Annotated in this window: 12 protein-coding genes; 10 read left to right on the top strand and 2 right to left on the bottom strand. The window is 71.3% G+C overall.

All coding sequences use genetic code 11. The features are described from left to right. Position 1 precedes the first annotated feature (1 nt). Both OV208_RS26025 and OV208_RS26020 read left to right on the top strand, forming a co-directional pair. Entirely contained in the window at positions 2-1,324 is a 1,323-nt protein-coding gene (locus tag OV208_RS26025; RefSeq protein WP_267576597.1) for a TIGR02270 family protein, read from the top strand. Positions 1,325-1,592: 268 nt separating this feature from the next. After that, positions 1,593-3,947, top strand: a complete 2,355-nt coding sequence (locus tag OV208_RS26020) for a PAS domain-containing protein (protein ID WP_267576596.1) — start codon at positions 1,593-1,595, stop codon at positions 3,945-3,947. Positions 3,948-3,998: 51 nt separating this feature from the next. On the opposite strand, the gene OV208_RS26015 is transcribed toward OV208_RS26020, so the two are convergent. Continuing rightward, positions 3,999-5,087, bottom strand: coding sequence for a metallophosphoesterase (locus OV208_RS26015; RefSeq protein WP_267576595.1), 1,089 nt, complete (start codon positions 5,085-5,087; stop codon positions 3,999-4,001). Between the two features lie 149 nt (positions 5,088-5,236). Between OV208_RS26015 and OV208_RS26010 the strand changes: the two genes are divergently transcribed. The 7 genes from OV208_RS26010 (at position 5,237) to OV208_RS25980 (ending at position 10,709) form a co-directional block, all read left to right on the top strand. Beyond that, positions 5,237-5,719, top strand: a complete 483-nt coding sequence (locus OV208_RS26010; RefSeq protein ID WP_267576594.1) for a hypothetical protein — start codon at positions 5,237-5,239, stop codon at positions 5,717-5,719. Between the two features lie 2 nt (positions 5,720-5,721). Continuing rightward, positions 5,722-6,492: a hypothetical protein gene (locus OV208_RS26005; RefSeq protein WP_267576593.1), complete on the top strand. Its 771-nt coding sequence runs from the start codon at positions 5,722-5,724 to the stop codon at positions 6,490-6,492. Next, on the top strand, positions 6,489-7,244 hold the full coding sequence (locus OV208_RS26000; protein WP_267576592.1) for a hypothetical protein: 756 nt from the start codon (positions 6,489-6,491) through the stop codon (positions 7,242-7,244). The genes OV208_RS26005 and OV208_RS26000 overlap by 4 nt, the downstream gene beginning before the upstream one ends. 39 nt (positions 7,245-7,283) lie before the next feature. Then, on the top strand, positions 7,284-8,738 hold the full coding sequence (locus tag OV208_RS25995; protein WP_267576591.1) for an anthranilate synthase component I family protein: 1,455 nt from the start codon (positions 7,284-7,286) through the stop codon (positions 8,736-8,738). Then, positions 8,735-9,298: an anthranilate synthase component II gene (locus OV208_RS25990; protein WP_267576590.1), complete on the top strand. Its 564-nt coding sequence runs from the start codon at positions 8,735-8,737 to the stop codon at positions 9,296-9,298. The genes OV208_RS25995 and OV208_RS25990 overlap by 4 nt, the downstream gene beginning before the upstream one ends. A 15-nt stretch (positions 9,299-9,313) precedes the next feature. Beyond that, positions 9,314-10,138 carry an aminotransferase class IV gene (locus OV208_RS25985; RefSeq protein ID WP_267576589.1) on the top strand — a complete coding sequence of 275 codons (825 nt, stop codon included), beginning with the start codon at positions 9,314-9,316 and terminating at the stop codon, positions 10,136-10,138. 103 nt (positions 10,139-10,241) lie between these two features. After that, a complete protein-coding gene (locus OV208_RS25980; RefSeq protein WP_267576588.1) occupies positions 10,242-10,709 on the top strand; it encodes a carbonic anhydrase in 468 nt (155 codons plus the stop codon). Here the strand turns inward: OV208_RS25980 and OV208_RS25975 are convergent. Continuing rightward, positions 10,700-11,422: a tetratricopeptide repeat protein gene (locus OV208_RS25975; protein ID WP_267576587.1), complete on the bottom strand. Its 723-nt coding sequence runs from the start codon at positions 11,420-11,422 to the stop codon at positions 10,700-10,702. The genes OV208_RS25980 and OV208_RS25975 overlap by 10 nt on opposite strands. Positions 11,423-11,546: 124 nt before the next feature. On the opposite strand from OV208_RS25975, the gene OV208_RS25970 reads away from it, so the two are divergent. Next, positions 11,547-12,272 (top strand): hypothetical protein, encoded by a 726-nt coding sequence (locus tag OV208_RS25970; RefSeq protein WP_267576586.1) that lies wholly within the window; start codon positions 11,547-11,549, stop codon positions 12,270-12,272. Positions 12,273-12,360: the final 88 nt, after the last annotated feature.

The following is a 12,360-nucleotide window of genomic DNA, read 5'->3' as shown; positions in this document are numbered from 1 at the left end:
CATGGCCACTCCCGCCGGAGCGCCCCTGCACTGGGACATCCACGAGACCCACCTCGACGAGGCCGCGTTCCGGTGGAGCCAATGGGAGAAGGCGCTCGACGCCCCCGACTTCACGTTGGAAGAGGTCGCGGAGTTGGAGGAACCCGTCGCCGCGCATGTCGACGGACTGGTGCTGGGCGGTGAGCCCGTCGCGACGCGCCTGCTCGTCCCCGCGCTGACCGAAGACCCCGAGCGCATCGTCGCGGCGGCCCTGGCGTTGCTCGGGGCCGAGGCGGAATATGGGCCCGCCCTGGTGCTCGCCGCGTTGCCCTCGGCCGAACCTCCCGCGCTCGCGGCCTTCCAGCGCGCGCTGGAGCTGTCCCCCGCCGCGGACATCTCCTCGGCCCTGCCCTCGCTCCTGAAGGAGGACACCGTCCCCGAGCTGCTGGCCCTGGTGCTCGATACGCTGGGGCTCCATGGACTGGCCACGGCCCCGCTGTGCGCGCCGTTCCTCTCTCACCCCGAGCCGGAGGTCGCCGCCGCGGCCCTCCGCGCCGCCAGCCGTGCCCGGCTGCCCCTGGAGCCGGCCTTGCTCCAGCGTGCACTGGACTCCAGCGCTCCCGTGCTGAGGGACGCCGCCATCCTCGCGGGCCTGATGGGAGGCCACCGCTCCGCCTGGACGACATGCCAGTCCGTGGTCGGCTCGCGCGCACCCGACGGCCGACTGCCCCTCCTGCTGCTGGCGATGAGCGGGGAGGAGCGGGAGGTGAAGACTCTGCGGGAGCTGCTCTCCGATGAGAAGCTTCGGCCGGACGTGCTGTGGGCGCTCGGGTTCTCCGGCCGCGTCACCGCCGCCGATGCCTGCGTGGAGTTGCTGCGGCACAAACCCGTCGCGGCGCTCGCGGGCGAGGCATTCAGCGCCATCACCGGTTTGGCCATCGCGGAGGAGTACGCGGTCGCTCGCGAGGAAGAGGACACCGCGCTGCCTCCCCTGGAGGAAGAAGACCTGGACGCGGACCTGGCATCCAAACCCGAGGATGCACTGTCATTGCCCCAGCCCCAGGCCATCTCGGAGTGGTGGGGTGAGGCTCGCCAGCGGATGGATGTGAAACACCGCTACCTCTCGGGTCAGCCCTTCACTCCGCAGGCCCTGGTTGAAGCGCTCCTCTCCGCGCCCATGCGGCGACGCCATGCGCTGTCCCTGGAACTGGCGCTGCGCAGCCGGGGCGCGGTGCAGGTGCCGACCCGCGCATTCGTGACGCACCAACTCGTCGCGCTGAAAGCAGCCCGTGCGGCACCGGCATCCCTGCTCAGCCGGTCGTTCGCCGAGTCGTTCCGGGGCTGAGTTCCCCCGCCGCTGGGGCTGTCTCACTCCGGGCCTGCGAGCAGCCTGGCGCTGCGCCCCCGCGCTCCGGCTGACCCACGGGCGAGGCATCGTCGGAGGCACACCGGTGCATCCCGAGAAGCGGGACGCATACCTTCAATCCGAGGTGGCTTCTCTTCAAACGGCCTCATGGGGAAGCGGGTAGCGCACCCGCCGTGGGCCCGAATGATGGACGGGGGTGTGGAAGGTGGTCTCGCGATCGCGGCATGAGCGACCTCCGAGCGAGCGGGTGGCCTCTCTCGTGGGCGGCGCCATCCAGGACCCCGACTCCCTGGAGCGCATCTCGGATGCGGTCTTCTCGCTCGACCGCTCCTGGTACTTCACCTACCTCAACGCGCGCGCCGAGCAGCTGCTGAGACGCCCGCGCGCGGACCTCATCGGGCGCAACCTCTGGGAGGAATTTCCCGAAGCGGTCGGCACCGTCGTCGAGCAGGAGTACCGGCGGGCGCTCACGGGCCGGGGCGGCGTCATGTTCGAGACGTTCTACGCCCCCCTCGAGGCCTGGGTCGATGTGCGGGCATACCCCTCCGCGCAGGGCCTCACCGTCTTCTGCCGGGACATCACCGCACGCAAACAGGCGGAGCAGGCGCTGCATGAGTCGGAGCAGTTCCTGCGCTCCACGCTCGACTCGCTGTCCACGCACATCGCCATCCTCGACGGCCGGGGCATCATCCTCGCGGTCAACGCCGCGTGGAAACACTTCGCGCGGGAGAATGGCTGCGATGAGGACTCGCCGGTGTGCGGCGTGGGCGCTGACTATCTGGGCGTGACGGACGCCGCTCGGGGCCCGTTCTCGGAGGAGGCGTCCATCGTCGCGGCGGGCATTCGCGACATCCTCTCCGGCCGCACCGCGTCCTTCCTGCTGGAGTACCCATGCCACGAACCCGGGGGGAGGCGGCGCTGGTTCCTGATGCGGGTCACGCGCTTCGCCGGACAGGGCCCGATGCGCGTGGTGGTGGCCCACGAGAACATCACGGGTCGCCGCGAGGCCGGGGAGGCGCTGTGGCGACTGGCGCGCGAGGAGGCCGCTCGTGAAGAGGCGGAGGTGGCGCGCGAGCGGATGAACGCGGTGCTCGAACGCATCACCGACGGCTTCGCCGCCTTCGACCGGGAGGGCCGGTTCACCTACGTGAACCAGCACGCGGAGACGCACTTCGGCCGAGGGCGCGAGGACCTGCTGGGCCGCCGCGTGGCGGACGTCTTCTCCGGGCCCCAGGGGGCGGCCATGGAGGCCCTGCTCCAGCGGGCGACCCAGGCCGGGACTCCAATGGAGGAGGACCAGCCCTCCGCCCGGGCGGACCGGTGGCTGCGCGTCGTCGCGTACCCGTCACCCGAGGGCCTCACCGTCTACTTCCGCGACGTCACCGAACAGCGCGGGGCCGAACTGTGGAGCCACTTCCTCTCCGAGATGGGCGCCGTCAGCACGTGCTCCCTGGACTGGGGGCACGTGGCGCGCGCCGTGGTGAAGCTCACCGTGCCCACGCTCGCGGACGGCTGCGCCATCACCACCGCCGGCGGTCCCACTGGGGAGGAGTCCTCCACCGAGCTCGCCGCGGTGACACCCGACCTGGGGGACGCGCTGCGCGCGGCCTGCACCCCGGGGTCCACGAGCGCGCTGGGGCGGACCGTGGAACAGGCCCTGCGCACGGAGTCCGTGGCGCTCCTGCCAGGGCCGTGCCTGGACAGGCCCCGCATGGACTCGGCGGTGGCCGCGCCCCTGATGATCCAGGGGCGCACCAGGGGCGCGCTGGTGCTGGTGTCCACGCGCCCGGGCCCGCGCTACGGAACACAGGACCTGTCGCTGGTGCTGGAGCTGGCGCGGCGGACAGCGCTGGTGCTCGAGAACGCGAGGCTGTACCGCACCGCGCGGCAGGCCGTCACCGCGCGCGACCAGACCCTGGGCATCGTCTCCCACGACCTGCGCGCGCCCCTGAACACCATCTCCCTGCTGTGCCACGGCGCGGAGCGGCGCGTGGCCCACTCGAGCGCGGACCCCGTCGTCGAAGAGGCGCTGCGCAAGATCCGCCTCGTGGTGGGAAACATGGACCGGCTCATCGACGACCTGCTGGAAGTGGCGCGGGTGGAGTCGGGGCAGCCGGGGCTGGACCTGGAGCTGCTGGATGTGCCCGCGCTGCTGGCGCAGGTGCAGGGATTGAGCGGGCTGCTGGCGGCGGACCGGTCCCTGAGCCTGGAGGTGTCCCTGGGGCCGGACCTTCCACGGGTGCGTGCGGACCGGGCGCGGGTGCTGCGCGTCTTCCAGAACCTGGTGGGCAATGCCATCAAGTTCACACCGCCCGGAGGGCGCATCCGACTGAAGGCGGAGCGCCGGGCGGGCGACGTGTGCTTCTGCGTGGTGGACACCGGGCCCGGCATCGATGCGCGGTCGCTGCCCCACGTGTTCGACCGGTTCTGGCAGGCGATCCACGCCCACAAGGCTGGCGCAGGGCTGGGGCTCGCCATCGTCAAGGGCGTGGTGGAGGCGCATGGAGGCCGCGTCTGGGTGGAGAGCCCGCCGGGACAGGGCGCCACGTTCTCCTTCACCCTGCCAGGGCTCCCGGAGCCCCCTGACGCCGGAGGGGAGTGACGGCAGGCCTTTCGTGCGCGTGCGGGAGGCGTGCGTCCCCACGCCGTGAGCTCACTCGCGCCGCAGCGTGATGACGGCCAGCTCCGCGGGAGCCCCCAACCGCACGGGCGGGCCGGTGGTGCCAGCGCCCCGGTTCACGTACAGCCAGGAGCGCTCCTCCCGATACAACCCGGCGGTCCACCGCGTGAGGAACCGCGCCAGGGACAGACGACGCACGCCCGGAACGCCCAGTTGCCCGCCGTGGGTGTGCCCCGACAGCGTCAGCTCCACGCCGTGCGCCCGCGCCTGGGGAAACAGGTCGGGGTCATGCGCGAGCAGCACCGTGGGGACCCCCTCCGGCCGCGCCGCGAGCGCCCGCTCCAGGTCATCGCGCGATGTCCAGGTGTCATCGACGCCCGCGACATAGAGGCGGCCCCCTCCCCGCGCCACCACCACGCCGCGATTGCGCAGCACGCCCAGGCCGTGGCGTTCCAGCTCCCGGACCAGGTGCTCGCCATCCGTGTAGTAGTCATGGTTGCCCATGCAGACGAAGGCGCCATCCTTCGCGCGCAGGCCCCCGAGCGCCCGCGCGATGGCCTCCACATGGGAAGAGCCCTGGGTGATCAGATCGCCCGTCACGGTCACCAGGTCCAGGTCGAGTCCGTTGAGGCGCTTCACCCAGGCGGCGACGCGCGACTCCGGCACCTGGGGCCCGCAGTGCACGTCGGAGAGCTGCCCGATGCGGTAGCCGTCCAGCTCCGGCGCGAGTCCCGCGATGCGCACGGTCCGTCGGCGCAGCCGGGGCCGGGCCAGGGCCGCGTCAGTCCCCACCGCCAGCGCGACCGCCGCCGCCAGTCCCCACGCCGCCGCTTCCGGGAGGCCCGCGCGGAGGGCCAGCACGGCGGGGAGCATCAACAGGTCGAACACCAGGCAGGCGGACCACCACCCCAGCGCCAGGAAGGTGGTCCGCGAGGGCGCGGGGGTGTGCCACGGCGTCGTGAGCCGCTTCAGGTACGGCCAGGAGAGCCCCAGCGCGACGAGCGCGGGAAGCGGCGTTCGCGTCCGGACGCAAAGCCAGAGCACCGTGGGCACTTGGACGGCCGTGACGACGACGCTCACGATGAGGCGGAAGTGGCCCTGGAAGCGCGTGGGGAAGGACATCGGCCCCGGATGTCTAACCGGTTCCCGGACCGCCCCACGGTGATTTCGCGAGCCGGATTGACGCAGGAAGGCACGCCGCGGCTTCTTGCTTCAAGCCCTGCCCACCTGGAGACTCCGGGATTGCCGTCCATCCCACGAGGAAGTTCTCCATGTCCCTGAAGCATGTGTTCGCGGTCGTGACCCTGCTGTCGACGTCCGCCTTCGCCGAAGAAGACCTCAAGCCCGCCCAGGAAGAAGCCAAGGCCAAACTGGAGGAAGAGATCGAGGACTCCCTGAAGGCGACCAACGACAAGTGCGGCACCAAGCTGGAGGTGAAGACCGACTTCCAGAACTTCAAGACCGACGATTGGTCGGGCACGAGCTTCAGCTCGTACTGTGAGGCGGTCATCCAGGAAATCGGGTCCATGTGTGAAAACCGCCCCGCGTACAAGAAGGTCATCGCCAAGAAGGTGACCGGCGTGGCGTGCCTGTTCGGCGGCGTGAAGCCCGTGGAGAAGAAGGACGGCTCCAACGACGCGACGCTGCGCAACATGTCGCTCGACAAGGGCGTGTTCACGTACCACATGTCCTCCAAGGGCCACGCGAACCTCGGCGACAACACCAAGGCCACGCTCGAGAAGGCGTTCAACTGAGCATGCCCCGGACCCTTGCTCCCGCGCTCATGCTGGCGGCGATCCTCGCGACGACGGCGGCGCATTCCCTGGAAGCGGTGGCGGGCAAGGTCTACCGGGGCACCGACGGCCAGAGCGTGGAGGTCGTCACGTTGGAGCCGCGCACGGCATCCGAAGTCTTGATCCGCGTGCGCGGCACCGAATCCGAAGACGACGGCATCGCGCTGCGCGCCACCCTGAAGAAGCACTCGCGCGGCGCCGACTACGTGGCCCGCCACCGGGGAGGCGACTACGTCCTGCTCCTCCAGCGCGACGGGCGCTACGAGGCCGTCCTGCCCGGAGTGCAGGCGTTCCCCGTCAAGTTCAACCAGGACGCGACGGACAAGGCCTCCACCGCGGAGGTGCTCGCCGCGCACCAGCAACAGTTGGAGTCGGGACGGATCGCCGCATTCCAGAAGAAGGCCTGGCCCCACCTGGAAAAGAAATACACGGCCCGCGCGGGCGAAGCCGTCGCCGCGTTGAACAAGGCCTGCGGCACCGCCTCCACCTTCACCTTCGACTGGAAGAGCTTCAGCGACGAGGTGATGGCGGAGCTCGACGTGTGGGCCGCCTGTGCGCCGCTCGTGAGCCGCGCTCAGGTCCACTGCGCCACGGTGAAGACCGTCACGGCGCTGGTCTGCCGCTTCGGTCCGACGCTCGGGCTGGAGCGCGGCGGCGACACGCTCACCTTCACCACCACCCCGAAGGGCGCGGCCGAAGGGCCCGCGTTCCTGGACAGGAACCTCTCCCGATGATCCGTCGACTCGTGGTGGCCGCATGTCTCCTCGCGGCGGATGCGGGGGCCCGGGAGCCGGTGACGCTGGAGGAGCTCCAGACACTGGGCTCGCAGAAGGCCTGGGCGGAGCTGCTGGAGCGCGCGGAGGACCTTCCCGCTCCCAAGCGCACCGACGCGTGGCGGACCCTGGTCACCGACGCCGCGGCGGCCGACGTCGAAGCCATTCCTCCTGACGACAAGAAGCCGTTCGCCGCCTCTCAGCGGGCGCGCGCGTTGGGTCAGCGGTATGCCTTCCTCCCCAAGGCGCCGCGCTTCGCCACCGCTCGCGAGCTGGGCGCGCGCAAGGACCTTCAGCGCTGCCTCGAACTCGACCGGCGCGGTTGCATCGACACCTTCCTGGAGCTCACGCCGGACGTGGGGTCCGAAGCGGCGCTCCAGGCCGCGCACCTCGTGAAGCAGGGGCACTTCGCCTACGTGGCGATGCCGCTCTTCGCGGTGGCGGTGGGTGGCGGACGGGACGCCAACGCCTGCAAGGACGCGGCGCTCGCCGAGGCGGTCATCGCCGCGCTCGGACTTCCCAGGGAGGACCCTCGCGCGATCCAGGCGAGCAAGGTGGCCTTCGAGGGGTGCTGGTCCGCGCTGGCCCCGAAGCTCAAGGCCGCGACCGTGGGCGCTTCGTCGTACTTCCTGGCGAACACCTGCCAGCCCATGCGCGCCCGGAAGGCGCTGACCGAGCTACAGGACGAGCTCTGCAAGGACGAGGAGCTGTAGTTCGGGACGGGAGCGGTTCCTGCTAGGAACGGGTTCCGCATGGCCGTTCCCGCATCCCCCCTCCCTCCGCTGGACCGCGCCCGCTTCGAAGCGCTCGTGGCCCAGGGCTACACCCAGGTGCCGCTCGTGCGGACCCTGGACGTGGGCGCCGCGCGGCCCTTGGACCTGCTGCGCGCCCTGCCCACCGGGGACCGCTTCCTCCTGGAGAGCACCCGCACCAGCACCGAGGGCCGCTACTCGCTCCTCGGCGCCCGTCCCTTCCTGCGCTACACCGCGCGGGGCTCGCGGTGCCAGGTCGACGGCGTCCTCCAGGAAGAAGCCCCCTTGAGCGTCCTGCGAGGGTTGCTCGGCCGGTGGAAGGGCCCGAGCCTTCCCGGCCTGCCGTTGTTCCGAGGCGGCGCGGTGGGCTTCTTCTCCTACGAAGCCAGTCACTTCTTCGAAACCCTGCCCCGCCACCCGCACGACGACCTGGGCGTGCCCGACATCGCGCTGCACTTCGTGGACACGTTCCTGGTCGTGGATCACCTGGAGCACACCGTGCGCGCGGTGGCCACGGGTTCGGACTGGGAGGACTGCTCACGCCGCCTGGACGTCCTGGCCTCCCAGGTGCGCGCCGCCATCGCGACGCCGCCCCCCGCGCCTCCGCCCGCCGACCTGCCTCTTGCGCCATGGCGCTCCAACTTCACGCACGAGGACTACCTGAACGCGGTGGAGCGCGTGCGCGAGTACATCCGCGCGGGGGACACGTATCAGGTCAACCTCTCGCAGCGCCTGGAGGTGGACTTCCCCGGCGACCCGCTGGCGCTCTACGAGACGCTGTCCGCCACCAGCCCCGTCCACTTCGCCAGCTACTTCGAAGCGGACGGCTTCCAGGTCGTCAGCGCCTCACCCGAGCGACTGGTGCGCGTGGAGGACGGTCGCGCCACCACGCGCCCCATCGCCGGCACCCGCCGCCGGGGCACTCCCGAGGAGGACGCTCGCTTCGTGCATGAACTGCGCACCAGCGAGAAGGAGCAGGCCGAGCACGCCATGCTCGTGGACCTGGAGCGCAACGACCTGGGCCGCGTCTGCGCGTACGGCACCGTGGAGGTCACCCGGCTGATGGAGATCGTCGAGTACGCCCACGTGCTCCACATCGAGTCGGAGGTCGTCGGCCAGCTTCGGCCCGGCGTGGAGCCGCTCGATGTCGTGGGCGCGCTGTTCCCCGGGGGCACCATCACCGGCGTGCCGAAGATCCGCACGATGGAGATCATCACCGAGTTGGAGCCCCACCCGCGCGGCCTCTACACGGGCTCGCTCGGGTACTTCAGCTTCGCGGGCGGACTGGACCTGAACATCGTCATCCGCACCGTGGTGGTGAAGGACGGCCGCGCGTACGTGCAGGTCGGCGGCGGCATCGTCCACGACTCGGAGCCCCGGCGCGAATACAAGGAGACGCTCAACAAGGCCCGCTCCCAGTTGCTCGCCCTGGCCGCGAGCACGAGGCCGCGATGATCCTCCTCATCGACAACTTCGACTCGTTCACCTTCAACCTCGTCCAGGCGTTGGGCTCGCTCGGGGCCACGCTCCAGGTCGTGCGCAACGACGCGCTCACCGTCGCGCAGGCGCAGGCGCTCCGGCCCAGCCACGTGGTCATCTCGCCCGGGCCGAAGACACCCGACGCGGCCGGCGTGTCCCTGGACATCATTCGCGCCTTCGCGGGCCGCGTGCCCCTGCTGGGCGTGTGCCTGGGGCACCAGAGCATCGGGCAGGTGTTCGGCGCGAAGGTGGTGCGGGCCCCCGTGCCGGTGCATGGCAAGACGGCCGAGGTCGAACACCGGGGCCAGGGCATCTTCCGGGGCCTGCCCCAGCCATTCACCGCCGCGCGCTACCACTCGCTGGTGGTGGACCGCGACAGCCTGCCGGAGTGCCTGGAGGTCACGGCGTGGTCCGGCGACCTGGTGATGGGCCTGCGCCACCGCGAGCTGGCCGGCCTGGAGGGCGTGCAGTTCCATCCCGAATCCTTCCTCACGCGTGAAGGCCCACGCCTGCTCGCGAACTTCCTGGAACGCTGAAGCGACAGGGGCCCCATGTTCTCCACCGTCTCCGTCGATGGCGTCGTCCAGCGCTGGGAGGACCTGCGGCTCCAGGACTTCGCCCAGGGCTTCTTCTTTGGCGCGGGCTTCTTCACCACGATCCGCATCGACGCCGGCCGGCCGCTGTTCCTGGCCCGGCACCTCGCGCGCCTGCGCGGAAGCCTCGCCGCGTTCCCCACCGCCGTGCGCGCGCCCGCGTCCGCGCTCCTCCATGAGGACGCCGTGCGCGACTCGCTTCGCCGATGCCTGGAGGCGGATCCGCTGCTCGGGCCGGGCTTCACCGGCGTGGGCAAGCTCGCGGTCAGCGATGGCCGGGTGCTCTGCACCTTCCGTCCGCTCGCCCCGGATTTCGAGTCCCTGCACCGCGACGGCCGCGTTCTCGACAGCGTGGAGCCCGGGGCGTACCGGCGCGCGGAGCGCACGGTGAACCACAAGGGGCTCGCGTGGTTCCGGCAGCATGCGCTCGTGCCGCTACTGCCGCTGATCACCAACGAAGCGGACGAGGTCTGCGAGCTGCCCACCGCGAACGTCTTCGTCCAACTCGACGGCGCGCTCGTCACCCCGCTGCTCGCGGCCCCATGCCTGCCGGGCATCGCGCGCGCGGTGCTGCTGGACGCAGGCCACGTCGCGGGGCTTCCGGTGGTGGAGCGGGCCCTCCCGCTCGCGGAGCTCTCCCGAGCCCAGGCGTGCTTCTTCAGCAACGCGGTGGCGCTGGCCGTGGGCGTACCCCAACTGTTGGGCCAAGCGCTTCCCGACAGCCTGCGCCTCGCGGAGCAGGCCCGCGCGGTGCTCGAAGCCCGTGCCCTCCGCGAGGGCTGAGCGTTCCCAGACCAGTTCGCGTCACCGGAATGACACCAGGAGAAGGACAGCGAACCGCGCGAAGTCGCTTTCATGGGCACGGGGAGCCATTAACCTGGGGACCATGTCCGACCCCGCTCCCTTCGTCTCCCGCGTCCCCTTCGAGTCCGTCCACCCGAAGGCCCTGGCCGTGTACTGCTCGGACGGGCGCTTCACCGAAGCCGTGGAGGACCTGGCCCACCACCTGGGCCACCCGCGCATCGACACGCTCACCCTTCCCGGTGGCCCCGCGCTCCTCAACCGCTGGGCGTCGGACTACCTGGAGAGCGAAGGCATCACCCGCGCCGCGAAGTTCCTCATCGAAGGACACCACATCGAGGACGTGCTGCTCTTGGCGCACGCGGGCTGCGGCTACTACCAGGCCCGCCACAGCGCCCTGGGCCCGGACATCGCCCTGGAGCAGCAGTTGAAGGACCTGCACTTCGGCGCGAAGGAGCTCCAGACGGCGTACCCGCACCTGCGCATCCACCTGTACTTCGCGCGCCCCAAGGGCAAGACCGTCGAATTCGAGTCCATCCCCCGTCAGGGTTGACGCGCGTCCCGGAGTCCCTGCCGGAGCGCATCCAGCAGAGAGGGCGGATCTCCCACGCGGAAGGCCGCGAGCCCCGCGTCGAAGTCCGCGCGCGCCCCCGCCACGTCCCCCCGCTCAAGGCGCAGCACGCCGCGCGCGTGGAGCAGCTCCGGATCCACGGCTTCATCCACCTGGGCCGCGAGCGCGGTCGTGAGGTCCTGTTCGGCCGCCTCCGTCCGCCCCACGCGCGTCCGTGCCTGCGCGCGCTGCTGGAGCAGCCACGGATTGCCGGAGTCTTCCGCCAGCGCGGCCGTCCAGTCCGCTTCCGCCTCCACCCAGCGGCCCAGGGCACCAAACGACTCCGCGCGCTTCATGTGCACCACCAACGCCTTGCGGAACCCCGCGGCCTCCACCTGCGTGAAGCCCTCCACCGCCTCCGCGTGCCGTCCCAGCCGCGCCAGCGCGAGCGAGCGGTAGTAGCGCGTGGCCACGTGTCCCGGCGCCAGGGCCAGCACGCGGTCGAACCAGGGCAGGGCCTCCGCGGGCTGTCCACCCCACACACCCAGCGTCAGGCCCACCTCCACGAGCACCCGCACCTGCTCCGGGTGGGCGTCCGCCAGCTTCCTCGCCAGCGCCAGCGCCGACGTGTAGCGGCCCCCGCGTCGCAGGCGGTCCACCTCGCGGAGCGGCTCGGACAACTCCGGGGGCCACGCCTGACGTCCGTTGCGTTCCATGCGGTGGGGCGGCTTCCTCGGGTCTCGGGACCCGGGGGCGATTTCGCAGGCGCGTCCCCGGGGTGTCAAGGCACGCGGGCGGCCCCCCTTGACCTGCGGCCCCGGTCGCGCGAAGAGCGCCGACATGAAGCCCTGGGAGACCGTCGAGAAAGAAGACGTGCCGGAGGTGGGAGAGGTCGTCCTCGCCCGGCGTGACAGTGAATATGTGCTGCGCGTGCGCGGCCAGACGCTGATGTCCAGCCGTCAGCACGGCTCCGAAGCGGCCATGGCCGACGCGGGCTGCGCGCACCTGGTGGGCACGGAGAAGGCCCGGGTGCTGGTGGGCGGCCTGGGCTTCGGCTTCACGGTGCGAGCGGTGCTCGACCGCCTGGAGCCCTCCGCCCGCGTCGTCGTGGCGGAGCTGCTGCCCTCGGTGGTGACGTGGAACCGGGGCATCCTGGCGCCCCTGGCCAAGGCCCCGCTGAAGGACTCGCGCGTCACCGTGGTGGAGGGCGACGTGGGGCGGCTCCTGCGCAAGCAGAGCGGCGCGTTCGACGCCATCCTGCTCGACGTGGACAACGGCCCCTCCGCCCTCACCCACCCGGACAACGAAAGCCTCTACGACATCACCGGCGTGTCCGTGGCCTACGGCGCCCTGCGCCCCAAGGGCACGCTCGTGGTGTGGAGCGCCGGGCCGTCGCCCGCGTTCGTGAAGCGGCTGGAAGACGTGGGCTTCACCGTCCAGGTCCTCAAACCCGCCGCGCATGGCACCAAGGGCCCGCGCCACACGCTCTTCGTCGCCCAGCGCATCGGAAAGGGCCCGGCCTCGGTTCCGTCCCGCGAGGGCAAGCGTCCGGGACGGGGGCGATGATGTTGCGTCGTTCGGTGGGCCGACTCAGCGTGGTCCTGTTCGCGGTGCTGCTGGCCGGATGTCGGGGCCACGCCGTCGTGCCTCCGGA

This window comes from Corallococcus sp. bb12-1 (assembly GCF_026626765.1).
Taxonomy (GTDB): Bacteria; Myxococcota; Myxococcia; order Myxococcales; family Myxococcaceae; genus Corallococcus; species Corallococcus terminator.
The sequence above is the reverse complement of the archived record's forward strand: the minus strand, read 5'-3'. Positions and strand labels throughout refer to the sequence as shown.

Excerpts from the sequence above, each read along its gene's own strand:
- OV208_RS26000 (WP_267576592.1), top strand. The coding sequence starts at position 6,489 with ATGATCCGTCGACTCGTGGTGGCCGCATGTCTCCTCGCGGCGGATGCG.
- OV208_RS26015 (WP_267576595.1), bottom strand. The coding sequence starts at position 5,087 with ATGTCCTTCCCCACGCGCTTCCAGGGCCACTTCCGCCTCATCGTGAGC.
- OV208_RS25970 (WP_267576586.1), top strand. The coding sequence starts at position 11,547 with ATGAAGCCCTGGGAGACCGTCGAGAAAGAAGACGTGCCGGAGGTGGGA.
- OV208_RS25980 (WP_267576588.1), top strand. The coding sequence starts at position 10,242 with ATGTCCGACCCCGCTCCCTTCGTCTCCCGCGTCCCCTTCGAGTCCGTC.
- OV208_RS26010 (WP_267576594.1), top strand. The coding sequence starts at position 5,237 with ATGTCCCTGAAGCATGTGTTCGCGGTCGTGACCCTGCTGTCGACGTCC.
- OV208_RS26005 (WP_267576593.1), top strand. The coding sequence starts at position 5,722 with ATGCCCCGGACCCTTGCTCCCGCGCTCATGCTGGCGGCGATCCTCGCG.
- OV208_RS26025 (WP_267576597.1), top strand. The coding sequence starts at position 2 with ATGGCCACTCCCGCCGGAGCGCCCCTGCACTGGGACATCCACGAGACC.
- OV208_RS25985 (WP_267576589.1), top strand. The coding sequence starts at position 9,314 with ATGTTCTCCACCGTCTCCGTCGATGGCGTCGTCCAGCGCTGGGAGGAC.
- OV208_RS25975 (WP_267576587.1), bottom strand. The coding sequence starts at position 11,422 with ATGGAACGCAACGGACGTCAGGCGTGGCCCCCGGAGTTGTCCGAGCCG.
- OV208_RS25995 (WP_267576591.1), top strand. The coding sequence starts at position 7,284 with ATGGCCGTTCCCGCATCCCCCCTCCCTCCGCTGGACCGCGCCCGCTTC.
- OV208_RS25990 (WP_267576590.1), top strand. The coding sequence starts at position 8,735 with ATGATCCTCCTCATCGACAACTTCGACTCGTTCACCTTCAACCTCGTC.